This is a genomic window from Streptomyces sp. NPDC059080, assembly GCF_042739975.1.
In the GTDB taxonomy this organism is placed as follows: domain Bacteria; phylum Actinomycetota; class Actinomycetes; order Streptomycetales; family Streptomycetaceae; genus Streptomyces; species Streptomyces benahoarensis.
In genome coordinates this window covers 2,363-28,032 of the sequence record NZ_JBHYGX010000049.1, presented here as the reverse complement: position 1 = coordinate 28,032, position 25,670 = coordinate 2,363, and the positions used below count along the sequence as shown (strand labels likewise).

Here is a 25,670-nt window from a genome sequence, read left to right as displayed (position 1 = left end):
GGTGGCCGTTCCTCCACCCCGCTGGTCCCCCGCCCGGGGGGGATGCCTCCGCGGCCTCCCCCGCGCCGGGGCGCCCCGCCGGCCCCCCCCCCCCGCGGGGCCCCGGACCTGCACGCGAGGGGCGCGCCCGGGACGAAGTAGGCTGAGCCCCATGCCCGAACGCCGTACCGTCGCCCTTGTCACTCTTGGCTGCGCCCGTAACGAGGTGGACTCGGAGGAGCTCGCAGGACGCCTGGCAGCGGACGGCTGGGACCTCGTCGAGGACGCCGCCGATGCCGATGTCGCCGTCGTCAACACCTGCGGCTTCGTCGAGGCCGCCAAGAAGGACTCCGTCGACGCCCTTCTCGAAGCCAACGATCTGAAGGATCAGGGCCGTACCCAGGCCGTCGTCGCCGTCGGCTGCATGGCCGAGCGCTACGGCAAGGAGCTGGCCTCGGCGCTGCCCGAGGCCGACGGTGTGCTCGGCTTCGACGACTACACCGACATCTCCGACCGCCTCCAGACCATCCTGAGCGGCGGCAGCGTCGAGGCGCACGCGCCGCGCGACCGCCGGACGCTGCTGCCGATCAGCCCCGCAGAGCGGCAGAACGCCGACGCCGTCGCGCTGCCCGGCCACGCGCAGGACACCCCGCCCGCCGATCTGCCCGAGGGCGTGGCACCGGCCTCCGGGCCGCGGGCGCCGCTGCGTCGCAGACTCGGCAGCAGTCCGGTGGCGTCGGTCAAGCTCGCCTCCGGATGCGACCGGCGCTGCTCGTTCTGCGCCATCCCCTCGTTCCGCGGCTCGTTCATCTCGCGGCGCCCCTCCGACGTCCTCGGGGAGACCCGCTGGCTTGCGGAGCAGGGCGTCAAGGAGATCATGCTGGTCTCCGAGAACAACACCTCCTACGGCAAGGACCTCGGCGACATCCGCCTCCTGGAGACGTTGCTGCCGGAGCTGGCCGCCGTCGACGGCATCGAGCGGATCCGGGTCAGCTACCTCCAGCCCGCCGAGATGCGGCCCGGCCTGATCGACGTACTGACCTCCACCGACAAGGTGGCGCCCTACTTCGACCTCTCCTTCCAGCACGCGGCGCCCGGGGTGCTGCGCCGGATGCGGCGCTTCGGTGACACCGACCGCTTCCTGGAGCTGCTGGAGCAGATCCGCGCGAAGGCGCCCGAGGCCGGTGCCCGCTCCAACTTCATCGTCGGCTTCCCCGGCGAGAGCGAGGACGACGTCGCCGAGCTGGAGCGCTTCCTCACCGGCGCGCGGCTCGACGCGATCGGCATCTTCGGTTACTCCGACGAGGACGGCACCGAAGCGGCCTCGTACGCGGACAAGATCGATCCGGACGTGGTCGCCGAGCGGCTGGCGCGGGTGTCGCGGCTGGCCGAGGAGCTGACCGCGCAGCGCGCCGAGGAGCGCATCGGCGACACGGTGCGGGTGCTGGTCGACCGGATCGACGACGAGGACGGCGTGGTGGGCCGGGGCGCCCACCAGGCGCCCGAGACCGACGGCGTGACGCTGCTGCGGGGTGCGGACGGCCTGACGCCCGGCCGGATGGCCGAGGCGAAGGTCGTCGCCAGCGAGGGCGTGGACCTGGTCGCCGAGGTGTGTTCGGCCGAGGGCGCCGAGGGGGCGGGCAGATGACGCCGCTGCCGGCTTCCGCCACCGGCGGGCCGCGCCCGGCGGCGGTCCGGCAGGCCGGGCTGTGGAACATCGCCAACGTCCTGACGATGCTCCGGCTGGTCCTGGTACCGGCCTTCGTCCTGCTGCTGATGCACGGCGACGGTAGGGACCCGGTGTGGCGTGCGTTCGCCTGGGCCGCGTTCGCCGTCGCCATGATCACCGACGTCTTCGACGGGCACCTGGCGCGGTCGTACAACCTCGTCACCGACTTCGGGAAGATCGCCGACCCGATCGCCGACAAGGCGATCATGGGCGCGGCGCTGATCTGCCTGTCGGTGCTGGGCGATCTGCCGTGGTGGGTGACGGGCGTGATCCTCTTCCGGGAGCTGGGTATCACGCTCCTGCGGTTCTGGGTGATCAAGCACGGGGTGATTCCGGCCAGCCGTGGCGGCAAGATCAAGACGTTGGCGCAGGGCATCGCGGTCGGGATGTACGTCCTGGTGCTCACCGGCCCGCTGGCCACGTTCCGCTGGTGGGTGATGGCGGTCGCCGTGGCGCTGACCGTCGCGACCGGCCTCGACTACGTACGCCAGGCCGTCGCGCTGCGCCGGGCAGGTCTGGCCCGCGAGCGCGCCGAGCGGGACGCCGTACGGTGACCGGCCCGGCGGGCGGGGCGGCGGCGCGGGCGCTGGAGCTGCTCGCGGCGCGGGGCGAGACCCTCGCGGCGGCCGAATCGCTCACCGGCGGTCTGGTGGCCGCCGGGCTGACCGCCGTGCCCGGGGCCTCGCGGGTGGTGCGCGGCGCGGTGACCGCGTACGCCACCGACGTCAAGCGCTCCGTCCTGGGCGTCGACGGGGAACTGCTCGCCGCGCGGGGCGCGGTGGACGGCGAGGTCGCGCGGCAGATGGCCTGCGGGGTGCGGCGGCTGCTGGGCGCCGACTGGGGCGTCGCCACCACCGGGGTGGCCGGTCCGGATCCGCAGGACGGGCAGCCGGTGGGCACCGTCTACGTCGCGGTCTGCGGCCCCGGGGAGGCGGCCGCGGTGCGGCGGCTGGCCCTGGAGGGCGATCGCGAGGAGATCCGCAGGGACAGCGTCGAGGCCGCGGTGGGGCTGCTGCTCGGCGAACTGACAGAAAATACGGGGGCACAGGATACGGAACAACACGGGGGGAAGGCATGTTTACAGCCCTGAGTGAACACGTACTCGCGCCCGGCACGGCCATGGCCGGAGGCGGTACGGTGGGGCGAGAAGGATCCGGATCCGAGGTCCGAGGAGGGAGCCAGCGATGATTCTGCTTCGTCGCCTGCTGGGTGACGTGCTGCGCCGACAGCGTCAGCGCCAAGGCCGCACCCTGCGCGAGGTCTCTTCCTCCGCCCGGGTGTCGCTCGGCTATTTGTCCGAGGTCGAACGAGGACAGAAGGAAGCGTCGTCCGAACTGCTCTCGTCGATCTGTGACGCGCTGGATGTGCGCATGTCCGAGCTGATGCGTGAGGTCAGCGACGAGCTGGCGCTCGCCGAACTTGCCGCGTCCGCGGCCGCGACCGACCCGGTGCCCGCACCGGTGCGGCCCACGTTCAACGCCGTGTCCGTCGCCTCCCTGACGGGTGTGGCGGAGGACCGCGTGACGATCAAGTCGCCGGCCGATGTCGTGGACGTCGTCGCCGCCTGACGCACCGCACAGACCCTTTACGGAGCCCCGCCCGGCAGCAGCCGGGCGGGGCCCCGTGCCGTCCGGGGCCGTGCGCGACCGGTGGCATACGCACGGATCCTTGGGCGCTGCGGGCACGGTGCCCGGTCCGGCCGCTCGACTGCTCGCCATCGGCCGATCGTTTATACGATGACCGAACCCGTACATTCCCGAACGCTTCGGGCCTCTGGCGCCGGGGCGTTCGTCCCCAGGAGGAGGAGCTGGATGTCTGTGGTCACGAGCCCGCTGTCCGATGCCGACCGCGCCGTCGTGGGGAAGGCCCTCCAGGGCGCCCTGGTCGATCTGGTGGATCTCTCCCTCGTCGCCAAGCAGGTGCACTGGAACGTCGTCGGCCCGCGGTTCCGCTCCGTCCATCTCCAGCTCGATGAGGTGGTCGCCTCGGCGCGGATACACGCGGACGAGGTCGCCGAGCGGGCGTCCGCGGTGGGGGTGCCGCCGGACGGCCGGGCCGCGACGGTCGCGAAGACCACCGGCATCGCGGAGATCGCGGAGGGCTGGATCAAGGACGAGGCCGGGGTCGCGGCGCTGGTCACCGCGCTGGGTGTGGTCATCGGGCGGATGCGGCAGCGGATCGACGCGACCGGGACGCCCGACCCCGTCACCCAGGATCTGCTCATCGGCCTCACCGGTGACCTGGAGAAACACCACTGGATGTTCCAGGCCGAGGCCCGCTGACGGACGCCGGAGGCCCGCCGTACGGTCGCGCCGTCGGCGCGGCCGTACGGGGCGTGCGCGGGGGCTCCGGCCGGTGGGCGGGCGCGGCGCGGACGTGCGCCGGGGGAGCGCCGATGCGCCCTGCCGCACCGTTACGGGGCGCCACTAGCGTCGTACGGGGCGGGGGCGGAGCCCGGACGGCGGCCCGGTGGGAGGAGGCGGCGATGAGCGGACACGGAGCGACGAGGTGCGCATCGGCCGGCCGGGGGGCCGGTCGGCCAGGTCCGCGGGCCGGTGCCAGAGGGCGCGTCGTGATCGCGGTGGTGGCCGGGGCGCTGTGGTGGTGGGCGGTGGCCCGGCTGGTGTGGTGGCCCGCCGCCGCGGGACCGGTCGAATCGGCGGTGGCCGTGGGCGGCTGGGGGCTGAGTCTGCTGCCGGTGCATTGTGTGCCGTGGGCGGGGAGGCGGCGTCGGGCCGGGGATGTCGTGCGTCCGGTGTGGGCGGTGTTGTCCCGGGGGCGGGCGCCCGGGGAACGGGGCTGAGGCGGGGCGGGTGCGGTGGCCGCTCCGCGGCGGGTCGGGGTGGATGCCATGCGGGCCGTGCGGGGCGTGGGCACGAGGCGGGGCGCGGTACGCGGGCTTTCGGGCGGACCGGGCGGGCGCGGGGCGTGCCGTGCCGAGTACCGCACGGATCCACCCCAGGGGTGGACGAGGGCAGGGCCGGCCTCCTCCATGCCCTCGCATGCGCGATGCGAGCCCCTTCAGGCGCGGGCGAGCCCGCCTTCCCTCACGCCCGCAACCGCAGCCCCCGCGGCGTGGGATGGAAACCCGCCTCCTCCAGGAGGGCGGCGAAGGGGGAGGTCAGCGCGGATATGCCGTTGATGCGCTCGGTGGTGACCGTGCCCAGGGCACCCGCGCGGGCGAGGGCGGCCAGCGCCTCGACCGCCTGGCGCAGCCGGGCGTCGGGCCGGGGTCCGTCCGCGTCCGCGCCGAGCGGCCACAGCAACAGGGTCTTGCCGCCGCGCTCCATGTAGAGGGTCAGCTCGCCGTCGACCAGGACGACCAGGGAACCGGCCTTGCGGCCCGGTTTGTGGGTGCAGCCCGCGGGCGGCTCGGGCCATGGCAGCGCCGCGCCGTAGGCGTTGGCCGGGTCGGCGGCCGCGAGCACCACCGCCCGCTGCGGGCCCTCGCCGCCCCGCCGGTCCGGCGGCGGGGCGAAGCCGTCCGCGGCGTCGCGCTCGCGGCGGTTGTGCACCGCGCGGAGCCGGTCGACCGCGCCGTCCACCGCGAACTGGGCCGCGCCCAGCCCCTCGACGACATAGCCGCGGCGGGCCTGCCCGCTCTCCTCGAAGGCGGCCAGCACACGGTACGCCGCCGAGAAGCCGCCCTCGACGCCCTCCGCCGCGACCGCGCCGCGGGTGACGATGCCGTGGCGGTCCAGGAGCGTACGGGCCAGGGCGTGCGCCCGGTGCGTCGGATCGGGCTCCAGAGCGGGCAGCAGCGACCAGCGGCCCCCCGCGGTCGGCGGGCCGGAGCGGGACGCGGTCGGGCGGGCACCGCGCGCCGCCGGTACGCCGTAGCGGCCGCGGGGCACGGAGCGGCGGGCGCGGTGCGCGGTGGAACCGGCCGTGCGGCCCGAGCCGAGAAGGGCACGCAGCGGGGCCAGCGTGTCGTTGGTGAGACGGCCCGACCACGTCAGCTCCCAGAGGGCGTCGGCGAGTTGCGGATCGGTGACCTCGGGGTGGGTGGTGGCACGGACCCGGTCGGCGAGCTGGCGGAAGAACAGGCCGTACCCGGGCGCGAGGGCGTCCAGGACGGAGGTGTGCAGCGCCGACACCTCCAGGGGAAGCGGCGACGCCAGCGACAGCGGCGCGGTGTCGGCGAGATGGAGGGTGAGCCAGCCGTCCTTACCGGGCAGTGCGCCCGCGCCCGCCCACACCACCTCGCCGGTGGCGGTGAGTTCGTCCAGCAGCGCGGGGGAGTAGTCCGCGACGCGGGACGGCAGGACGAGCTTCTCCAGCGCCGACGCGGGCACCGGCGCTCCCTGCAACTGCTCGACGGCGCGCACCAGTCCGTCGATCCCGCGCAGCCCCGGGGCGGCACCCTGCGACGGACGGGCGGCGCCCGGGGCGAGGCGGGGCGTGCCGACCTGCTGCCACCGGGGCAGGAACGCGGCCAGCGCGGCGGGCGGCACCGGCTCCAGCTCCTCGCGCAGCGCCGCCAGCGAACGGCGCCGCAGCCGCCGCAGCACCTGCGCGTCGCACCACTCCTGACCGATGCCATGGACGGGGGCAGCGCTTTGCGCTTCCAGGGAAGGGTGGTGGTGGGCGACGGGCGGGCGGAACTCGCCCTGCACCAGGCGGCCGGACGCCGCCAGACGGTGCAGGGCGCCGTCGGTGACGGCCGGGCCCAGACCGAAGCGGGCCGCGGCCCGCTCGGAGGTGAACGGGCCGTGGGTGCGGGCATACCGGGACAGCAGATCGCCCAGCGGATCGGCCACCGGCTCCGTGAACGCCTCGGGCACGCCCACCGGCAGCGCCGTGCCCAGGGCGTCGCGGAGCCGCCCGGCGTCCTCGACGGCGGCCCAGTGCGCGGCGCCCGCCAGCCGCACCGGGATCGCGCGCCGGGCCGCGGCCAGCTCCTCGGCCCACGCCGGGTCGGCGCCCCGCTCGGCCAGCTCCGCGTCGGTCAGCGGACCCAGCACCCGCAGCAGGTCGGCGACGCCCTCGGCGTCCTTGACGCGGCGGTCGTCGGTGCGCCACTGCAACTCCCGCTCCAGCTCCGCCAGCACCTCCGGATCCAGCAGCTCACGCAGCTCCGCCCGGCCCAGCAGCTCCGCCAGGAGCCGGGAGTCCAGCGACAGCGCGGCGGCCCGGCGTTCGGCGAGCGGGGAGTCGCCCTCGTACAGGAACTGCGCGACGTAACCGAAGAGGAGGGAGCGGGCGAACGGGGACGGCTCCGGGGTGGTGACCTCCACCAGGCGGACCCGGCGGGCCTCGATGTCGCCCATCAGCTCCGCCAGCCCGGGGACGTCGAACACGTCCTGGAGGCATTCGCGCACCGCCTCCAGGACGATCGGGAACGAGCCGAACTCGCTCGCCACCTGGAGGAGTTGCGCCGCACGCTGGCGCTGCTGCCACAGCGGGGTGCGTCGGCCGGGGCTGCGCCGCGGCAGCAGCAGAGCGCGCGCCGCGCACTCCCGGAAGCGGGAGGCGAACAGTGCCGAGCCGCCCACCTGGTCGGTGACCAGCTGGTCGACCTCACCGGGGTCGAAGACGACATCGGCGGCGCCGACCGGCGACTGCTCCGGGTCGAACTCCGCGCCCGCCGCGGGACCGGCGCCGCCGCCCGGCCCGTCGAGGAGGTCGAGGCCCAGCAGATCCGCGTCGGGCAGCCGCAGCACGATCCCGTCGTCGGCATGCATCACCTGGGCGTCCATGCCGTGGCGCTCGGCGAGCCGCGCGCCGAGGGCGAGCGCCCACGGGGCGTGCACCTGCGCGCCGAAGGGGGAGTGCACCACGACGCGCCAGTCGCCCAGCTCGTCCCGGAACCGCTCCACGACGACGGTGCGGTCGTCCGGCACATGGCCGCACGCCTGCCGCTGCTCGGTGAGGTAGCCGAGGACGTTGTCGCAGGCCCAGTCGTCGAGCCCGGCAGCGGCGAGCCGGGCCCGCGCCTCCTCGGGCGGCAGCGCCCCGATCTCGCGGAGGAACGCGCCGAGCGCGCGGCCCAGTTCCAGGGGGCGGCCCAGCTGGTCGCCCTTCCAGAAGGGCAGGCGGCCCGGCACCCCGGGGGCGGGGGTGACCAGGACGCGGTCGCGGGTGATGTCCTCGATGCGCCAGGAGGTCGTGCCGAGGGTGAAGACGTCGCCGACGCGGGACTCGTAGACCATCTCCTCGTCCAGCTCGCCGACCCGGCGGCCGCCGCCCTTGCCGTCGCCCCCGGCGAGGAAGACGCCGAACAGCCCGCGGTCGGGGATCGTGCCGCCGGAGGTGACGGCGAGCCGCTGCGCGCCGGGGCGGGCGGCCACCGTCTGCGCGACGCGGTCCCACACCAGACGCGGGCGCAGCTCGGCGAAGGCGTCGGACGGATAGCGACCGGCCAGCATGTCCAGGACGGAGGTGAACGCCGACTCCGGAAGGGAGGCGAACGGCGCCGCGCGGCGCACCAGGGCCAGCAGCTCCCCGACGTCCCAGATGTCGAGCGCCGTCATCGCCACGAGCTGCTGCGCCAGGACGTCGAGCGGGTTGGCGGGCACCCGCAGCGCCTCGATGGCGCCCGTCCGCATCCGCTCGGTGACCACGGCCGCCTGCACCAGGTCGCCGCGGTACTTCGGGAAGACGATGCCCTTCGACACCGCGCCCACCTGGTGCCCGGCCCGGCCCACCCGCTGGAGCCCGGACGCCACCGACGGCGGCGATTCGACCTGGATCACCAGATCGACCGCGCCCATGTCGATGCCCAGCTCCAGGCTGGAGGTGGCGACGACGGCCGGGAGCCGCCCCGCCTTGAGGTCCTCCTCCACCAGGGCCCGCTGCTCCTTGGAGACCGAACCGTGGTGGGCGCGGGCCAGCACCGGCGGCGCGCCCTTGGCGGCGCCGGACTCGGCCATCAGCTCGGCCGGGGAGTGGTCCTCCGGCAGCGGCTCGCCGGTCGCCCGCTCGTGGGCGATCTCGTTGAGGCGGTTGCAGAGCCGCTCCGCCAGGCGGCGGGAGTTGGCGAAGACGATCGTCGATCGGTGGGCCTGCACCAGGTCGGCGATCCGCTCCTCGACCTGCGGCCAGATCGACGGCTTCTCGCCCGCCTCGCCCTCCCGTACGGGCGAGCCGCCCAGCTCCCCCATGTCCTCGACCGGGACGACCACCGACAGGTCGAACCGCTTCCCGGACGCCGGCTGCACGATCTCCACCCGGCGCCGCGGCGACAGATAGCGGGCCACCTCCTCCACCGGGCGGACCGTCGCCGACAGCCCGATCCGGCGGGCCGGGCGCGGCAGCAGCGCGTCGAGCCGCTCCAGGGACAGCGCCAGATGCGCGCCGCGCTTCGTACCGGCGACGGCGTGCACCTCGTCGAGGATCACCGTCTCGACGCCTTCCAGCGCCTCCCGGGCCGCCGACGTGAGCATGAGGAACAGGGACTCGGGGGTGGTGATCAGGATGTCGGGCGGGCGGGTGGCGAGCGCGCGGCGCTCGGCGGGCGGGGTGTCGCCGGAGCGGATGCCGACGGTGAGGTCCGGCTCCGGCAGCCCGAGCCGGGCCGACTCCTGCCGGATACCGGTCAGCGGGCTGCGCAGATTGCGTTCGACATCGACGGCGAGGGCCTTCAGCGGCGAGACGTACAGCACCCGGCAGCGCTTCTTCGGCTGCGCCGGAGGCGGGGTGCTCGCCAGCGCGTCCAGCGAGGCGAGGAACGCGGCGAGCGTCTTGCCGGAGCCCGTCGGCGCCACCACCAGGACATCCGAGCCCTCGCGCAGCGCGCTCCAGGCGCCCTCCTGCGCCGCCGTCGGCGCGTGGAAGGCGCCGGTGAACCAGCCGCGGGTCGCGGCGGAGAAGGAATCGAGCGCTGTCCCGTCCATGCCCCCCATCGTGCACCGCCCCACTGACAACGCCGCCGGAACGGGGCATCCGCGCAGCTCAGCGCGGGTGCGGCGAGTCGTCCACGGCCGAGCGGAACGGCCACCCGCCGCGCCTTCGCCCCGCCGCGACCACCGCCTACGCCTCTACGCCTCCCCCACCTCGGCCGTCCACGCTTTCCCCACCCGGCCGTCCACGCTTTCCCCACCCGGCCGCCCACGCCTCCCGTGTCCGACGGCCCCACGCCGCGGCCTGCCGCACCGTTCAGCCCGGCGCCCGCCCGTGCGCGCGCAGCGTCAGCAGGGCTCGCAGGGTGACGACCGGGCGGCTCTCCGCCGCGGTGCCCGGCGCCCGGACGTACGCGTCGGCGGGCCAGCCGCCGTCGTCGCGCTGCAACGAGGCGAGGTGGTCCAGCGACCGCGCCAGCTCCGCGTCCGTGAACCAGCCGCGGGCGAGCGCCCCGGGCGCGGTCGCGTAGTCGTACGCGAAGTGGTGCTCCCCGGGGGCGTACCCCGGGGCGACCGGGGTGTCCGCGGCCCGCGCCGGATCGAGGACGACCAGGCCCCGTTCGCGTACCAGGGCGCCCAGACGGTGCGCGGCGGCCGCGGCGCGGGGGCGGTCCGGGACGCCCTCCAGGAAGGCGAGCGCCGCCCGGACCTCGTAGGGGTGGGTGTCCGTCAGGGAGTCCACGGCGGCCCAGCAGTACTCCGTGGCCCGGAACAGCCACGCGTGCCAGGCGTCGTTGCGGTGCAGCACACCCACCATGGGCCCGGTGGCCAGCAGGGAACTGGGCGGATCGCCGGCGACCGGCAACCACGGGGCCACCGGGTACCCACGCGCCGACGGGTGCAGCGCGGGCAGCGCCCCGTCCCTGGTCGAGATCCGCGTCAGATAGCGGCAGACGTGCTCGATGTGGCGGCTGTCGCAGCGCCCGATGCGGTCCAGCACCCCCAGGGCGTGCGCGGTGTGCAGCGGCTGGCTGGCCGGTCCGCGCAGCTCCGGCTCCAGCGCGTGGCCGTACCCGCCGTCGTCGTTGCGGTACGCGGCGAGCGCCCGCTCCACCGGGGTGTCACCGCCGCCCAGGAAGTGATACGCGAAGAGCCGCTGTTCGAGCACCCGGGCGGTGAGCCACACGAAGCGCTCGGCACGGGCCAGCGGGGACGGCGACGAGCTTGCGGTTTCGGCCATGCCCCGCACCGTAGGGCCGGATCACGCCCCGGCGCACCGCACCGGGGCCCACGCCCTCCCAGGGCGGGACACCGGGGGCGCCGGATTGACGGCGACGACCCCCGGTGAGGAGGGCATACGCTGCGGGGACCACGGTGCCGCTCCGGCCGCGGACCGGCGGACGGGCGGGGCCGGGGCCATGAGGAGACAGGATTCATGAGGCTGACGGATTTCTGGCAGCGGATGGCGGACCACTTCGGACCGGCGTACGCCGACTCGTTCGCCCGCGACCATGTGATGTCCGGCCTCGGGGGCCGCACCGTCCACGAGGCGCTGGCGGCGGGCTGGAGCGCCAAGGAGGTGTGGCGGGTGGTCTGCGTCACCATGGACGTACCGGACGAGCGGCGCTGACCGGCCGGTCCCGGGAGACGGTCAGGAGTGTCGTACGGGTGCGCGACACTGGGCCGGTGCCCGCGATTGATGACACGCTCAGTGACGACGCCCGAAGACCTCCCGAGCCGCCGGACGCGCGAATGCCACGCTGGCTGCCGCGCGCCATGGTGCTGGCGCTCGCGCTGGTGGCCTGTTTCCAGCTCGCCAGCTGGGGATTCCACCAGCTCATCGGCCTGCTGCTGAACATCGTGATCGCCTTCTTCCTCGCGCTGGCCGTCGAGCCCGCGGTGGACTGGATGGCGGCGCGCGGCGTGCGGCGCGGCCTCGCCACCGGCACGGTCTTCCTCGGCCTCCTCGTCACCGCGGCGGGATTCTTCGCCCTCCTCGGGTCGATGGTCGCGGGCCAGATCGCGACCATGGTCGAGGAGTTCCCGCAGTATCTGGACTCCGTCATCAGCTGGGCGAACAGCACCTTCCACACCCACCTGTCCCGGCTGGCGGTACAGAACAACCTCCTCAACTCCGACTGGCTGCAAAAGTACGTCCAGGACAGCGCCAACAACGTCCTCGCCGTCTCCGCGACGGTGCTGGGCAGCCTGTTCAACCTGCTGACGGTGGCGCTGTTCTCGTTCTACTTCGCGGCCGACGGCCCCCGGCTGCGCCGCGCGCTCTGCTCCGTGCTGCCGCCGAGCCGCCAGGCGGAGGTGTTGCGCGCCTGGGAGATCGCGGTCGCCAAGACGGGCGGCTACCTCTATTCGCGCGGCCTGATGGCGCTGATCTCCGGGGTCGCCCACTACATCCTGCTGGAGATCCTCGGGGTGCCCTACGCCCCCGCGCTGGGCGTCTGGGTCGGCCTGGTCTCGCAGTTCATCCCGACCATCGGTACGTATCTCGCAGGGGCCCTGCCCATTCTGATCGCCTTCACCGTGGACCCCTGGTATGCGCTGTGGGTGTTCGCGTTCGTCGTGGTCTACCAGCAGTTCGAGAACTACCTGCTGCAACCCCGGATCACCGCGCGCACGGTCGACATCCACCCTGCCGTTGCCTTCGGCTCCGTCATCGCGGGCACGGCGCTGATGGGCGCCGTCGGCGCACTGATCGCGATCCCCGCCACGGCGACCCTCCAGGCGTTCCTGAGCGCGTACGTCAAGCGGTACGAGGTGACCGACCCGAGGGCCGACGGCGGCCGCCGGTTCCGGCGCGGTTCCGAGGTGCTGGCACGGGTCCGGCGGGGGCTGCACCGCGAGGCGCCCGGAGGGGCGCGCCCTGGGGCGGCTCCCGGGGGACCGGAGGCACCTTCGGAGGAGACGGAGCCGTCCAGCCCTTAGGGACGTGCGGGGCGCCGGTCGTCAGTCCTCCAGAGCCGTCGCGATGCGTTCGAGGTCGGTCAGGAGCGCCGTGACGCGCCGGGGCGGGAGCGCGTCGGCCATGCGCTGTTCGACGGCGTGGACGGCGGCCTGGACCGTGGCCAGGCGGGTGTGGCCCTCCTCGGTGAGGCGGGCGGGCCGGGCGCGGCCGTGATCGGCGGTGGCGGGGCGGGCGATCAGCCCGGCCTCCTGGAGGCCCCGGAGGACGACGTTGCCGGACTGCCGGGTGACGAAGGTCGCGCGGGCGAGGTCGGCGTTGGACATCCCGGGGTGCAGCGCCAGCAGTTCGAGCGTGGCGTACTGCGGCACGGTCAGCCCGTGCTTGCGCAGCGCCTTGTCCATGGCGGCGCGCAGGGCCGCCTGGGCGCGTTTGAGCAGGTATCCGATGTGCTGGGTGGCATCGTTCGCGGGGCGGGACGGTTCCGGCGGCGCACTCTCTTCCATGTCAGCATTTTGACATGCCTGCGGGGCGCCCCCTGGCCTCCCCTGCGTCAAAGTCCTGACACAAGAGTGAGGGAAGCCCATGTCTGTTGCCGTCGACGGTCCCGACTTCGTCGCCCTGCAGGTCCGTGACGTGGAGGCCGCCGCGGCCTTCTGCGAGCGCCACCTGGGGCTGCGCCGGTCCCCGGCCTCGCCGCCCCATGCGGTCGTGTTCGACACCGCGCCGATCCCGTTCGCCGTCCGCGCGCTGTTCCCGGACACCGACCTCGCCGACGCCGCACGACCGGGCCTCGGCGTGGTGCTCTGGTTCCGGACCCCGGACACCCAACAGCTCCACGACCGGCTCGTCGCCGCCGGGATCAAGATCCTCACGCCGATGGCGGAGAGCCCCTTCGGGCCGATGTTCTCGTTCGAGGGCCCGGAGGGTTACCGGCTCACCGCCCACGGCGGCTGACCGGCCGCCGGGCGCGGGCCGGGATTCGCCCGCCCGGCCGAGTTCCGCGCGGTGCGCCCCGGTCCGGGGCCGTCGGGTGGTGAGGATGGCCGCCATGAGTGCTGAGACGACCCGCCATGTGGTGCTCCTGCGTCATGCCAAGGCCGAACGGACCGACGGGGACGACCATGAGCGCCCGCTCGCGGCGCGCGGCCGCGAGGATGCACCCGCCGCCGGCCGCTGGCTCGCCGGGTCCGGCGTCCTCCCGGACCTGGCGCTGTGCTCGACCGCCGCACGCTGCCGGGAGACGTGGCGGCTCGCCCTGTCCGAGCTGCCGGAGCGGCCCAGGACGGTATACGAGGGGCGCGTCTACAGGGCGTCGCCGGGCGAGCTGGTCGCGCTCCTCAACGGGGTGGGTGACGAAGTCGGGAGCCTGGTGGTCATCGGGCACAACCCCGGTATCCAGGAGCTCGCCGACGCGCTCACCGGCGAGGCGGACGGCGATCTGCTGGCACGGATGAACCGCAGCGGCCTCCCGACGTCCGCGATCGCCGTTCTCGCCTTCACCGGTTCCTGGCGAGACGTCGAGCCCGGCGCCGGGAGGCTGACCGCCTTCTGGGCCCCGCACGCCTGACCAGCCACCGCCGTGACTCGTACGGACTGAGCCCCGGGACCTCGTGCCCGGGGCTCCGGAGGGTGCGCTTGACAGTAAAATCGAACATCTATTCTTATGGGGGTCCGACCTGTACGCCGGAGCGAAAGTTCCGGGGCTTCCTCGCCGAGTTGTCCACAGGCCGGAGCCTGGTCCGGGCGGATTGTCAGTGGCAGGCGTTAGCGTCGTGGACGTGAAGCGATCGACTCAAGCAAATCGGGTGGAACCCATGGCAGGCACTGACCGCGAGAAGGCGCTCGACGCCGCGCTCGCACAGATTGAACGGCAATTCGGCAAGGGCGCCGTGATGCGCATGGGGGAGCGGCCGAACGAACCCATCGAGGTCATCCCCACCGGGTCGACCGCGCTCGACGTGGCGCTGGGGGTCGGCGGCATCCCCCGCGGCCGCGTCGTGGAGGTCTACGGACCGGAGTCCTCCGGTAAGACGACCCTGACCCTGCACGCGGTGGCCAACGCCCAGAAGGCCGGCGGCTCCGTGGCGTTCATCGACGCCGAGCACGCGCTCGACCCCGAGTACGCCAAGAAGCTCGGCGTGGACACGGACGCGCTGATCCTGTCCCAGCCGGACAACGGTGAGCAGGCCCTGGAGATCACGGACATGCTGATCCGCTCCGGCGCCCTCGACCTCATCGTCATCGACTCCGTCGCGGCCCTGGTGCCGAAGGCGGAGATCGAGGGGGAGATGGGCGACTCGCACGTCGGTCTCCAGGCCCGGCTGATGAGCCAGGCGCTGCGCAAGATCACCAGCGCGCTCAACCAGTCCAAGACCACCGCGATCTTCATCAACCAGCTCCGCGAGAAGATCGGCGTGATGTTCGGCTCGCCGGAGACCACGACGGGTGGCCGCGCCCTGAAGTTCTACGCCTCGGTGCGTATCGACATCCGCCGTATCGAGACCCTCAAGGACGGCACGGATGCGGTCGGTAACCGCACCCGCTGCAAGGTGGTCAAGAACAAGGTGGCCCCGCCCTTCAAGCAGGCCGAGTTCGACATCCTCTACGGCCAGGGCATCAGCCGCGAGGGCGGCCTGATCGACATGGGCGTGGAGCACGGCTTCATCCGCAAGTCGGGCGCCTGGTACACCTACGAGGGCGATCAGCTCGGCCAGGGCAAGGAGAACGCCCGCAACTTCCTCAAGGACAACCCGGACCTCGCCAACGAGGTCGAGAAGAAGATCAAGGAGAAGCTGGGCATCGGCGTCAAGCCGCAGGACCCGGCGGCGGAGCCCGGCCCGGATGCCGCGGGCCCGGCCGAGCCCGCCAAGTCGGTCCCGGCGCCCGTGGCCAAGGGCGCCAAGGGTGCCAAGGCCGCCGCGGCCAAGAGCTAGTCCGTCATGACGCGGCGAACGGAATGGCCCGACGGCGGCGGTCACGCCATGGGCGGTGCCGAACACCGTAAGGGCCGTGGTGGCCGTGACGACAGCGGTGACCCCTCCCCGTCGAGGGCCGGGCAGGGGTCCCCGCGCACGCCCGAGGAGCAGGCGCGGGCGATATGCCTGCGCCTGCTCACCGGGTCCCCGCTCACCCGCAGCCAGCTCGCGGACGCCCTGCGCAAGCGGGACATCCCCGAAGAGGCCGCGGAGGAGGTGCTCTCCCGCTTCGTGGAGGTCGGGCTCATCGACGACACGGCGTTCGCCGATGCGTGGGTGGAGTCCCGGCACCACGGGCGGGGCCTGGCCCGGCGGGCGCTCGCCCGCGAGCTGCGGACCAAGGGCGTGGAGTCCGAGGTCATCGACCAGGCGGTCGGCCGCCTCGACCCCGAGCAGGAGGAGGCCACCGCCCGGGAGCTGGTCGCGCGCAAGCTCCGCAGCACCAGGGGACTGGACCGCGACAAGCGGCTGCGTCGCCTCGCCGGAATGCTGGCCCGCAAGGGCTACTCCGAGGGCCTGGCCCTCCGGGTGGTCCGCCAGGCGCTGGAGGAGGAGGGCGAGGACCCCGAACTGCTGGAGCAGTGGGCGCAGGAGTAGCGCTGCCGGGCCCGGGTGCCGCCGAGTGTGCTGGTCCCGCCCCCACCGGTCGTCCCGTCACACCCGCCCCCCCGGCGCGGTGACCCGGCGACCGGGGCACGGCAAGCGGGGGCATGATCAGGGGCGCGGCCGGGCCGTACCGGTCAGGCCGTGGCGGGCGCCGCGCCGGGGCTGACGGGAAGCCCCGCAGCGCGCCATGCCTGGAAGCCGCCGGTCAGGTCGGTGGCGCGGTGCAGCCCCAGTTGGTGGAGGGAGACGGCGGCGAGGCTCGATGCGTATCCCTCGTTGCAGATGACGACGATGTGCAGGTCATGGCCGGCCGCCTCGGGGGCGCGGTGGTCGCCCGTCGGGTCGAGGCGCCACTCCAGCTCGTTGCGTTCCACGATCAGCGCCCCGGGGATGGTGCCGTCGCGTGCGCGCAGCGCCGCGTAGCGGATGTCGACGAGGAGTCCGCCCGCCCGCTGCACCGCCGCCGCCTGCCCGGGATCCACCCGGTGCAGCTGGGCACGGGCCTGCTCCAGCAGGGTGTCGATGGCGCTCAACCTCCCACCTCCGTCTCTCCGTTGGTGCCGCTCGGCACGCGCTGCGGCACCTCCGCGACGACGCCTGCCCCGACATGTACCCCGAGACGGGGCCCGGCGCCGCACCCGGACCGCGGGCCGCCGCGGTGCCGGGCCCGGCACCCGGCCCCTCGGGCGATGCGGCGCTCCGCACCCGACCCGCCCCGACGCCCGGCCCGGCCCCCGTGCCGCACCCCGTACGCCCCCGCCCTCACCCCCAATCCTCCGGCCGCTCCACCTCTTCGAGGCGGAGGAGAGGACCGGTGCGGCTGTAGCGGCGCATCAGGGGGAGCGACGGGTGGTACGCGTGCACCGAGATCGCGTGCGTGGTCGGCGAGACGTTGCGTACCTGGTGGACGTGGTGGGGGCCGAATGCCCGGCCGCGGCCGTCGGCCAGGGTGTGGGTGCGGTCGACGCCGTCGGTCAGCTCCAGGCTCGTCCAGCCCTCGGTGGGGAGCTGGACGGTGAGGGAGTCCTCGGTCAGCGCACCGGTGGCCGCGGCGAAGGCGCCGCGTGAGCCGCCGTGGTCGTGCCAGCCGGTGCCGGTGCCGGGCGGCCAGCCGATCAGCCACGCCTCGCTGCCGTCCGGGCCGTCCAGCCGGAGCCAGGTGCGGCCCTCGGGGTCGAGGGGGAGGGAGGCGACGAGCGGGGTGTCCGCGGCGGTGCGGCGGACGAAGCCGAGGAGTTCCGCGGCGCTCGGACCGCCCGTGGGAGGGGCGGTCCGAGGGCGGGCAGGGGTGGAGAGGTCGGGCACGGGACACCGTCCTGAGTGATCGCGAAGCGACGCGCTCACCACGGCCGAACGGCCGGGAGCGCGCGGGGAAGAACTGCGGATCAGCAGGACGGACGACAGGTGCAGCCCGCGTAGCGGATCAGGTCGAGATGGACCCTCCGCCAGAAACGCGCGCCGTGATCAGTCATGTTCGGAGTGAAACACGGACGTTCCCACAGGGTCAACCACGGATTCCGCGCCCGGAGCACCACCGGCCACCCCGTCACCGGGGGCCGCGTCACCGCTTCCGGCCGACGGCTGGGGTGCCGCCCCGCCGAAGGCCCCGCCGCGTACCGCGTCCGCGCAGGCGTACAGCTCGGCCGGGCGGACCCCGGACATCGCGGTGACCAGATGGCCGTCCGGGCGCACCAGCAGCACGGTGTGCGCGGCCGCCCCCGGATACTCCTCGGCGACCAGGACCTCGGTGGCGAGGGGCAGCCCCTCGGCCGCGCCGGTCAGCCGCGGCATCAGCCCGGCGGACCGCCAGTGCCGCGGCTCCCACACGCCCGTACCGGGCGCGACGAGCACCAACAGCAGCCCCCGCCCCAGCCGTTCGCGCAGCGGCACCACCGAACCGTCGGCGGCCGTCACCGGTACATCGGCGACCGGCGCGCCCGGCAGGGTGCCCACCGGCGTCGCCGCGGTGTGCGCCGGGGCCGGGGTGAGCGGCGAAGGGGCGTGGACCGGCGGCGCGCCCAGCGGCCCGCGCCCCAGATGCCCGTCCGTCAGCAGCGTGGCGTGGCCGCGCGCGGCACCCGGCACCGCGCGCAGCATGCGTCCCGCGCCGCCGTCCCGCAGCCGCGGAAGCGCCTGGTCGGCGGCGCGCAGCCGGGCGGCCACCGCGCCGCGCCGCTCGGCCTGATAGCTGTCCAGCAGTGTCTCGGACGCCCCGTGGTGCCAGGCGAGCGCCAGCTTCCAGGCGAGGTTCTCGGCGTCCCGCAGCCCCTCGTCGAGGCCCTGCGTCCCGAGCGCGCCGAGCAGATGGGCGGCGTCCCCGGCGAGGAACGCGCGCCCGTGTCGCCAGCGCCGCGCCAGCCGGTGGTGGACGGTGTGCACCCCGGTGTCGAGCAGTTCGTACGGCGGCACAGGGCGGGCCTGGCCGCGGCCGCGAGGCGGCTGCGGGGCGTCCTCGGCGTCGGCCGACAGGGCGGGACCGGCGGCCCAGCCCGCCAGCGAATCGCGGATCCGGGCCACCAGCGCGTCCGGGGTGACCAGATCGCGGCCCGGCGGCAGCAGCCAGTCCAGCCGCCACACCCCGTCCGGCAGCGGCCGGGCGCAGACCTCCGCGCCGCCGTGCCGCCCCGGGGCGCGGTGCAGCAGCGCCTCGCCCGGCCAGGGCAGCTCCGCGCGGACGGCGGCCACCGCGTGGCGCTCCACGGAGGTGCGCCCCGGGAAGCGGATCTCCAGCAGCTTGCGGACGGTGGAGCGCGGGCCGTCGCAGCCGACCAGGTAACTCCCGCGCCACCAGGTGCCGCCGGGGCCGCGGGCGTGGGCGCTCACGCCGTCGGCGTCCTGCTCCAGCTCCGCCAGCCGGCCGCCGCCGACGATCCGCGCCAGCTCCTCGCCCTCCAGTGCGGCACGGAGCGCGCCGGTCAGCGCGTGCTGGGGGAGATGGACGGGCGAGGCGGGCGCGTCGTCGGCGCCGGACGTCCAGAGGCCGCCGGGGCCGAACTCCACGCGTTCGACCATCCGTCGTCGGCGCACCGTGCGCCACGCGGTCCAGCGGGTGCCCGCCGATGCCAGCGTCGCGGCGCAGCCCAGCCGCGCCACGTACCCGGCGGTGTCCTCGCGCAGCACCGCGGTACGGGCCGGGCGGACGGGCTCCGGGCCGGTGGTGTCGTCGAGGACGACGGAGGGTACGCCGAGGCGGGCGAGGGAGAGGGAGAGGGCGAGGCCGACCGGGCCCGCCCCCACGACGATCACCGGGTCCACGAGGTGGCTCCCCGGCCCCGCAGGGGCGAAGCGGCGGTACGGGAACTGGCAGTTGAAGCCCGGTGCGTGATCACACAGCGTATGCAACCCACTGCGGCCCTCCGCGTCAAGTGACGGGGGCGGCGCCGCCCCCGCTGCCGCCCCCGCGCACCTCGTCCGCCCCGTCGCTCACCGGCCGGTCACGGCGCCGCGGCGGTGTCCTTCCCGGCGTCGGCGGCGGCAGCGGCCGGGTCGCCCGCGGGCGCGGCGGTCGCCGGCGCGACACCGGTCTTCGCGCGGCGGCCGCGCCGCTCGATCCAGGTGGCCAGGCCGGACAGCGCCAGGCACAGCGCGACGTAGATGACGCCCGTCACGATGATGACCGGAACATAGGTGTCCGAGCCGTTGACGATGATGTTGGTGCTCATCTGGCGGGCGGTGTAGAGGAGTTCCTCGAACGTGATGATGTAGCCGAGGGAGGTGTCCTTCAGCGTCACCACCAGCTGGCTGATGATCGTCGGCAGCATCGCGCGCACCGCCTGCGGGATCAGCACCGTCGTCATGACCTGCGTCTTGCGCATGCCCAGCGCGTACGCCGCCTCGCTCTGCCCGCGCGGCACCGCCGCGATGCCCGCGCGGAGCACCTCGGCCTGCACCGAGCCGTTGTACGCCGTCAGGCCCACCACCAGCGCCCAGAACTGCGGACCGTTACCGGACAGGCCGAGCGCGTCGCGGTTGGCGAGGAGGATCACCCACAGCACGTAGATGGTGATCAGCAACGGGATCGCGCGGAACAGTTCGACGAAACCGGTCGCCAGCCAGCGCACCGGCTTGTGGTCGGAGAGCCGCGCCACCGCCAGCAGCACGCCCAGCGCCAGCGAGAGGACCGCGGCGACCGCGAAGACCTCCAGCGTGGTCAGCACGCCGTCGCGCAGATTGTTCCGCACGTCCGCGTAGTTGAAGATGTTCCACATCTCGGGCGCGAACTGGCCCTTGGAGTTGAGCCGTTCGATGACGAAGGCGATCAGGGCCACCACCGCCACCGAACCGACGATGCTGTACAGGCGGTTGCGCGCCTTCGCCTTCGGGCCCGGTGCGTCGTAGAGAACGCTGGCGCCGCTCATGCCGATACCTCGCTTCGATACGCCCCGCCTGCGCGCGGCACCCACGTCGTACTGATCCGCCGTCCGGCCCCGCTCACCGGGCCACCCCCATCCGCCGCTCCAGCACCCGGAAGAGGCCGCTGATCGCGAAGGTGATGACGAGGTAGGCCAGGGCGATCCACAGGAAGATCCAGCCGATGGCGAAACCCTTGTCGCTCAGCAGCTTCGAGACGCTGAACAGCTCGGCGACGCTGAACGCGCCCGCGATGGCGGAGTTCTTCGTCAGCGCGATGAAGATCGAACTGAGCGGCGGCAGCACCGTGCGGGTGGCCTGTGGCAGCACGATCATTCGCAGCGTCTGGGAGAACGTCATGCCCAGCGAGCGGGCGGCCTCCGCCTGCCCGATCGGCACCGTCGAGATGCCCGAGCGCACCGCCTCACACACGAACGACGAGGTGTAGAAGCCCAGCGCCAGCGTCGCCAGCATGAACGGGCTGGTGCCGGGGATGAGGACCTGCGGCACCACGAAGAAGGCGACGAGGAAGAGCAGGGTGAGCGGGGTGTTCCGCAGCACCGTGACCCAGGCCGTCCCGAACACGCGCAGCGGCGGGATCGGGGAGACCCGGAAGCCGGCTATGAGGATGCCGAGCACCAGCGCCAGCAGCGCGCTGGCCGCGGTGATCGCCAGGGTTCCGAGGAACCCGTCACGGAACTCGGGGAAATGATCGAGGAGTACGTTCATGGGGTCTCCGCGGTTGCGGTCGGGTCGGCGGCGAAAAGGGGGCGGGGCCCGCGCGGCGCGGACGGCAGCGCGCCCCGCACACCCGGCGCGGCGGGCGTACGGGGCGCAGCCCTGGAAGTGCGGTGGAGGGCGCGTCCGCCCGCCCCGGTGGGCGGACGGATGCGGGGCCCCCTCCGAAGCGGGGCGCGAGCGCGTCAGCCTCGCGGAAGCGGCAGCTCCGGCGCGGTGTTGTCGGCGAACGGCGAACCGGACTTGCCCAGCGTGCCGTTGTACGCCGTCTTGTAGTCGCCGTTCTTGATGTGCTTCTCCAGCGCGGCGGTGATCGCGTCCTGCAGCGCCTTGTCGCCCTTCTTCAGGCCGACGCCGTACGGCTCCTTGGTGAACGGCTTGTCGACGACCCGCAGCTTGTCCTTGCGCTGCGCCGCGTAGCCCTTGAGGATCGCGTCGTCGGTGGTGACGGCGTCGACCTGGCCGTCGAGCAGCGACTTGACGCAGTCCGAGTACTTCGACAGCTCGGTGGTGTCGGCGCCGTACTTCGGCTTCTTGATCTCCTGCAGCGGCGTGGAGCCGACGATGGAGCAGACCTTCTTGCCGCGCAGCGACATCGGGCCGGTGATCGACTTGTCCTCACGGCGCACCAGCAGGTCGGCGCCCGCGGTGTAATACGGCCCGGCGAAGTCGACCTGCTTCTTGCGCTCCTCGTTGATCGAGTACGTACCGACGTAGAAGTCGACCTGGCCCTTGGAGATGGCGGTCTCGCGGACGTTGGAGTCGATCGTCTTGAAGGTGATCTCCTTCTCGGTGAAACCGAGGTCGGCGGCGACCATCTTCGCGATCTCGATGTCGAAGCCGGAGTACGTGCCCGACGTGTCCTTGAAGCCGAGGAACGGCTGGTCGGCCTTGACGCCGACGGTGATCTGGTGCGCCTTCTGGGCCTTCTGCAGCACCGGGGAGTCGACCTTGACGCCGGACGCGGGCTTGTAGGTGCCGCTGTAGACGTCGCCGCCGGCCGGCTTGTCGCCCGCCGTGCCCGACTCGCCGCCGCACGCGGTCGCCGTCGCCGCCAGCGCGAGCACCGCCGCGCACGCCGTGGCCGTCTTACGCATCCTCATGGTGAACATCCTTTGTCTACACGGGTGTTGACGGTCATCGTGGCCCGACCGCGGGCTCAGTGGTGCAGGATCTTCGAAAGGAAGTCCTTCGCGCGGTCGCTGCGCGGATTGTTGAAGAACTGGTTCGGCTCCGCTTCCTCGATGATCCGGCCGTCGGCCATGAACACCACGCGGTTGGCGGCGGAGCGGGCGAACCCCATCTCGTGCGTGACGACGACCATCGTCATCCCGTCCCGGGCGAGCTGCTGCATGACCTCCAGCACCTCGTTGATCATCTCCGGGTCCAGCGCCGACGTCGGCTCGTCGAACAGCATCACCTTGGGGTCCATGGCCAGCGCGCGGGCGATGGCCACCCGCTGCTGCTGACCGCCCGACAGCTGCGCGGGGTACTTGTCCGCCTGGGTGCCCACGCCCACCCGGTCCAGCAGGGCGCGCGCCTTCTTCTCGGCGGCCGCCTTGTCCGTGCGGCGGACCTTGGTCTGGCCCAGCACCACGTTCTCCAGCACCGTCTTGTGCGCGAAGAGGTTGAAGGACTGGAAGACCATGCCGACATCGGCACGGAGCCTGGCCAGTTCCCGGCCCTCCTGCGGCAGCGGTTTGCCGTCGATGCTGATGGCGCCGCTGTCGATCGTCTCCAGACGGTTGATGGTGCGGCACAGCGTCGACTTGCCGGACCCGGAGGGCCCGATCACCACGACGACCTCACCACGGTGGATCGTCAGGTCGATGTCCTGGAGCACGTGCAACGCGCCGAAGTGCTTGTTGACGTTGTCCAGCACGACCAACTGGTCCCCGGCCGGTGCGGGGGCCTCGGTGCTCCCGGTCCCCGATACTTCGCTCATCGGCGTGTAGCTCCGTCCTCCTCGGTTGCCAGGACCCTAGGACGGCCCGCGACCTGCGTCATCACATCTGAGCGGAACTTGAGCATCACGATCCGGCCGCGACGGCCGGAACCCGCCGTCCCGGTTCAGGGACACCGGCGCACGGGGCGCCCGCGCGGGGCGCCGGTCCGTGTCCCGCGCCCCGGAGCCGCCCCGGAGCCGCCCCGGAGCCGCCCCGGTGCCTCCGGGCGTACCGGCTGCGTAACGGATGGCATCCGGGGCGTTGCCAACCCTTGACGTGCGCACCGTTCATCGCCGTAGATGCCGTGTGGTTCCCGTACACCGCCACTGCCACCGCACACCGTCACCGAGGAGGAGGCCGGGCCGATGAGACTGCTGCTCGTCGAGGACGACGACCACGTCGCCGCGGCCCTGTCCGCGGTGCTCGCACGGCACGGCTTCGCCGTCGTGCACGCCCGCAACGGCGAGGAGGCCCTCCAGGCGCTCCTGCCCGACCACGACGAACCGTTCGCGGTGGTCCTGCTCGACCTCGGCCTGCCCGACCAGGACGGCTTCGAGGTCTGCGGCCGCATCCGCCGGATCCGCGCCGTGCCCGTCATCATGGTCACCGCGCGCGCCGACGTCCGCTCCCGCATCCACGGCCTCAACCTCGGGGCCGACGACTACGTCGTCAAGCCCTACGACACCGGCGAACTCCTCGCCCGTATCCACGCCGTCAGCCGCCGCGGGACGCCCGGTCCCGCCGAGCCGCGCGCCGAGGAGAGCGGACCCGACGACGCGCTGCGGCTGGGCGCCGTCACCGTCGAACTGCCCACCCGCCAGGTCTCGGTGGACGGCACCGCCGTCTCGCTGACCCGTAAGGAGTTCGACCTCCTCGCCCTGCTCGCCCAGCGTCCCGGGGTGGTCTTCCGGCGGGAGCAGATCATCAGCGAGGTGTGGCGCACCAGCTGGGAGGGGACCGGCCGGACCCTGGAGGTGCACATCGCCTCGCTCCGCGCCAAGCTGCGGATGCCCGCGCTCATCGAGACGGTCCGCGGCGTCGGCTACCGCCTCGTCGCCCCCGCCGCCCCGCTGCGCCCGCCCGCCTCCCCGGCCGGCTGAGGGATCCGGCCGGTCCGTGCGTACCCGACTCCTCCCCCTCCTGATCGTGCTGCTCGCCGGGGTGCTGCTCGCCCTCGGCGTCCCGCTCGCGGTGATCACCGCCGGTGTCGAGCAGCAGAAGGTGGTCATCGACCGCATCGACGACGCGGCGCGGTTCGCCTCCCTCGCGCAGTTCGTCACCGACCGCTCCGGCGTCAAGGCGTCCGGCGTGGAGGAGGACGAACGCCGTGCCACCCTCGCCGCGGAACTCGCCCGCTACCAGGATCTCTACGGCATCCGGGCCGGGGTCTTCCACCGCGACCGCACCCCCATGGCCGCCGCCCCGCGCGGCTGGCCCGTGGCGCGCGACGGCAAGGGCGCGCAGGCGTTCAAGGAGGCGCTGGCCGGGCACCGCAGCCACGACCCCGACCAGATCTGGCCCTGGGACGACACCGGCCGCATCCCGGTCGCCTCGCCGGTCATCCGCGACGGTGACGTCGTCGCGGTCGTCGTCACCGACTCGCCCACCGGGCAGCTGCGCGACCGCATCCTGCGCGGCTGGCTGCTGATCGCCGCCGGGGAGTGCGCGGCGATGCTCGTCGCCGTCGCCGCCGCGTTCCGCCTCACTGGCTGGGTGCTGCGGCCCGTACGGGTCCTGGACGCGGCCAGCCACGACATCGCCACCGGCCGGATGAAGTCCCGGGTCGCCGCCACCGCCGGACCGCCCGAACTGCGGCGGCTGGCCCGCTCGTTCAACGAGATGGCCGACCACGTCGAGGACGTCCTGGAGCAGCAGCGCGCCTTCGTCGCGGACGCCTCCCACCAGCTGCGCAACCCGCTCTCCGCGCTGCTGCTCCGCATCGAACTGCTCGCCCTCGAACTCCCCGAGGGCAACGCGGAGATCGCCTCCGTGCGCGCCGAGGGCAAGCGGCTCGCCCGCGTCCTCGACGACCTCCTCGGCCTCGCCCTCGCCGAGCACGCCGCGGCAGACCTCCAGCTCACCGACATCGCCGCCCTCGCCGCCGAGCGGGTCGGCTCCTGGCGCCCGCTCGCCGACGACAAGGGCGTGCACCTGACCTACGAGGGGCACGCCGCGGTCACCGGCTGGGCCGACCCCGTCGCCCTCTCCAGCGCCCTCGACGCCGTCGTCGACAACGCCCTGAAGTTCACCCCGCCCGGCGGCCCCGTCACCGTCGCCGTCACCCCGCGCGGCAACGGCGTACGGATCACCGTCGCCGACAGCGGACCCGGCCTCACCGAGGACGAGCTGGCCCGGATCGGCGACCGGTTCTGGCGCAGCGGCCGCCACCAGAACGTCTCCGGCTCCGGCCTCGGTCTCTCCATCAGCCGTGCCCTGCTCGCCGCGGGCGGCGCCACCCTGCGCTTCGCCCCGCAGGTGCCGCACGGCCTCCAGGTGCGGGTGACGGTGCCGCGGGACGCCCCGCACGGCGGGTGAGCGGGGCGCCACGGGGCGGGGGCCCCGGGGGGCCCCCCCGGGGGCGCCCGGGGGGGGGGGATTTGTAACCCGGGGTGGTGTTGGTGGGCCAAAAAAGGGGGTGGGGCCCCG

The 25,670-nt window shown here is 73.9% G+C and carries 23 protein-coding genes; 13 read left to right on the top strand and 10 right to left on the bottom strand.

From position 1 onward, the window contains the following. Nucleotides 1-151: 151 nt before the first annotated feature. The 5 genes from rimO to ACFWWQ_RS26460 all read left to right on the top strand — a co-directional run bounded on the left by rimO (nt 152) and on the right by ACFWWQ_RS26460 (nt 3,990). A complete protein-coding gene (gene rimO / locus ACFWWQ_RS26480) occupies nt 152-1,627 on the top strand; it encodes a 30S ribosomal protein S12 methylthiotransferase RimO (protein ID WP_384600980.1) in 1,476 nt (491 codons plus the stop codon). After that, the gene (pgsA, locus tag ACFWWQ_RS26475; RefSeq protein ID WP_384600977.1) at nt 1,624-2,262 is read left to right on the top strand and encodes a CDP-diacylglycerol--glycerol-3-phosphate 3-phosphatidyltransferase; all 639 of its coding nucleotides are present in this window, start codon (nt 1,624-1,626) and stop codon (nt 2,260-2,262) included. Before rimO ends, pgsA begins: the two co-directional genes overlap by 4 nt. Next, nucleotides 2,259-2,798 (top strand): CinA family protein, encoded by a 540-nt coding sequence (locus tag ACFWWQ_RS26470; protein WP_384600975.1) that lies wholly within the window; start codon nt 2,259-2,261, stop codon nt 2,796-2,798. The genes pgsA and ACFWWQ_RS26470 overlap by 4 nt, the downstream gene beginning before the upstream one ends. Before the next feature lie 94 nt (nt 2,799-2,892). Next, nucleotides 2,893-3,276, top strand: a complete 384-nt coding sequence (locus tag ACFWWQ_RS26465) for a helix-turn-helix domain-containing protein (RefSeq protein WP_143944450.1) — start codon at nt 2,893-2,895, stop codon at nt 3,274-3,276. 243 nt (nt 3,277-3,519) lie between these two features. After that, nucleotides 3,520-3,990 (top strand): Dps family protein, encoded by a 471-nt coding sequence (locus ACFWWQ_RS26460; protein ID WP_384600972.1) that lies wholly within the window; start codon nt 3,520-3,522, stop codon nt 3,988-3,990. A 765-nt stretch (nt 3,991-4,755) separates the two neighbouring features. On the opposite strand, the gene ACFWWQ_RS26455 is transcribed toward ACFWWQ_RS26460, so the two are convergent. Both ACFWWQ_RS26455 and ACFWWQ_RS26450 read right to left on the bottom strand, forming a co-directional pair. Beyond that, on the bottom strand, nt 4,756-9,543 hold the full coding sequence (locus tag ACFWWQ_RS26455) for a DEAD/DEAH box helicase (protein WP_384600970.1): 4,788 nt from the start codon (nt 9,541-9,543) through the stop codon (nt 4,756-4,758). A 262-nt stretch (nt 9,544-9,805) separates the two neighbouring features. Further along, nucleotides 9,806-10,729 carry a hypothetical protein gene (locus ACFWWQ_RS26450; protein ID WP_384600967.1) on the bottom strand — a complete coding sequence of 308 codons (924 nt, stop codon included), beginning with the start codon at nt 10,727-10,729 and terminating at the stop codon, nt 9,806-9,808. Between the two features lie 195 nt (nt 10,730-10,924). Between ACFWWQ_RS26450 and ACFWWQ_RS26445 the strand changes: the two genes are divergently transcribed. After that, complete coding sequence (locus ACFWWQ_RS26445; protein WP_030288116.1) at nt 10,925-11,119, top strand: DUF3046 domain-containing protein; 195 nt, start codon at nt 10,925-10,927, stop codon at nt 11,117-11,119. A gap of 122 nt (nt 11,120-11,241) precedes the next feature. Then, nucleotides 11,242-12,429 carry an AI-2E family transporter gene (locus ACFWWQ_RS26440; protein WP_384601000.1) on the top strand — a complete coding sequence of 396 codons (1,188 nt, stop codon included), beginning with the start codon at nt 11,242-11,244 and terminating at the stop codon, nt 12,427-12,429. Nucleotides 12,430-12,450: 21 nt separating this feature from the next. On the opposite strand, the gene ACFWWQ_RS26435 is transcribed toward ACFWWQ_RS26440, so the two are convergent. Next, nucleotides 12,451-12,912 carry a MarR family winged helix-turn-helix transcriptional regulator gene (locus ACFWWQ_RS26435; protein ID WP_384600963.1) on the bottom strand — a complete coding sequence of 154 codons (462 nt, stop codon included), beginning with the start codon at nt 12,910-12,912 and terminating at the stop codon, nt 12,451-12,453. 79 nt (nt 12,913-12,991) lie between these two features. Between ACFWWQ_RS26435 and ACFWWQ_RS26430 the strand changes: the two genes are divergently transcribed. From ACFWWQ_RS26430 to recX, 4 genes are all read left to right on the top strand, one after another. After that, nucleotides 12,992-13,363, top strand: coding sequence for a VOC family protein (locus ACFWWQ_RS26430; RefSeq protein ID WP_384600960.1), 372 nt, complete (start codon nt 12,992-12,994; stop codon nt 13,361-13,363). Nucleotides 13,364-13,457: 94 nt separating this feature from the next. Beyond that, entirely contained in the window at nt 13,458-13,976 is a 519-nt protein-coding gene (locus tag ACFWWQ_RS26425; RefSeq protein ID WP_384600957.1) for a SixA phosphatase family protein, read from the top strand. Between the two features lie 247 nt (nt 13,977-14,223). Continuing rightward, nucleotides 14,224-15,342 (top strand): recombinase RecA, encoded by a 1,119-nt coding sequence (gene recA, locus ACFWWQ_RS26420; RefSeq protein ID WP_384600955.1) that lies wholly within the window; start codon nt 14,224-14,226, stop codon nt 15,340-15,342. Nucleotides 15,343-15,348: 6 nt separating this feature from the next. Continuing rightward, nucleotides 15,349-15,981 (top strand): recombination regulator RecX, encoded by a 633-nt coding sequence (gene recX / locus ACFWWQ_RS26415; protein WP_384600952.1) that lies wholly within the window; start codon nt 15,349-15,351, stop codon nt 15,979-15,981. Nucleotides 15,982-16,124: 143 nt separating this feature from the next. Here recX and ACFWWQ_RS26410 read toward each other — a convergent pair whose 3' ends face one another. From ACFWWQ_RS26410 to ACFWWQ_RS26380, 7 genes are all read right to left on the bottom strand, one after another. Beyond that, nucleotides 16,125-16,523 (bottom strand): rhodanese-like domain-containing protein, encoded by a 399-nt coding sequence (locus tag ACFWWQ_RS26410; RefSeq protein ID WP_384600949.1) that lies wholly within the window; start codon nt 16,521-16,523, stop codon nt 16,125-16,127. 229 nt (nt 16,524-16,752) lie between these two features. Then, nucleotides 16,753-17,295, bottom strand: a complete 543-nt coding sequence (locus ACFWWQ_RS26405) for a cysteine dioxygenase (protein WP_384600946.1) — start codon at nt 17,293-17,295, stop codon at nt 16,753-16,755. Nucleotides 17,296-17,454: 159 nt separating this feature from the next. Next, the gene (locus ACFWWQ_RS26400; RefSeq protein WP_384600943.1) at nt 17,455-19,245 is read right to left on the bottom strand and encodes an FAD-dependent monooxygenase; all 1,791 of its coding nucleotides are present in this window, start codon (nt 19,243-19,245) and stop codon (nt 17,455-17,457) included. Between the two features lie 179 nt (nt 19,246-19,424). Next, nucleotides 19,425-20,348: an amino acid ABC transporter permease gene (locus ACFWWQ_RS26395; protein ID WP_384600940.1), complete on the bottom strand. Its 924-nt coding sequence runs from the start codon at nt 20,346-20,348 to the stop codon at nt 19,425-19,427. A 73-nt stretch (nt 20,349-20,421) separates the two neighbouring features. Then, a complete protein-coding gene (locus ACFWWQ_RS26390; protein ID WP_384600937.1) occupies nt 20,422-21,069 on the bottom strand; it encodes an amino acid ABC transporter permease in 648 nt (215 codons plus the stop codon). A gap of 194 nt (nt 21,070-21,263) precedes the next feature. Continuing rightward, nucleotides 21,264-22,181, bottom strand: coding sequence for a glutamate ABC transporter substrate-binding protein (locus ACFWWQ_RS26385; protein ID WP_384600934.1), 918 nt, complete (start codon nt 22,179-22,181; stop codon nt 21,264-21,266). 56 nt (nt 22,182-22,237) lie between these two features. Continuing rightward, nucleotides 22,238-23,023 carry an amino acid ABC transporter ATP-binding protein gene (locus tag ACFWWQ_RS26380; RefSeq protein ID WP_359041512.1) on the bottom strand — a complete coding sequence of 262 codons (786 nt, stop codon included), beginning with the start codon at nt 23,021-23,023 and terminating at the stop codon, nt 22,238-22,240. 366 nt (nt 23,024-23,389) lie between these two features. Between ACFWWQ_RS26380 and ACFWWQ_RS26375 the strand changes: the two genes are divergently transcribed. Together ACFWWQ_RS26375 and ACFWWQ_RS26370 are read left to right on the top strand one after the other, a co-directional pair. Beyond that, complete coding sequence (locus ACFWWQ_RS26375; protein WP_384600931.1) at nt 23,390-24,124, top strand: response regulator transcription factor; 735 nt, start codon at nt 23,390-23,392, stop codon at nt 24,122-24,124. A gap of 16 nt (nt 24,125-24,140) precedes the next feature. Further along, entirely contained in the window at nt 24,141-25,559 is a 1,419-nt protein-coding gene (locus ACFWWQ_RS26370) for an ATP-binding protein (protein ID WP_384600929.1), read from the top strand. The last annotated feature ends 111 nt before the right edge of the window (nt 25,560-25,670 follow it).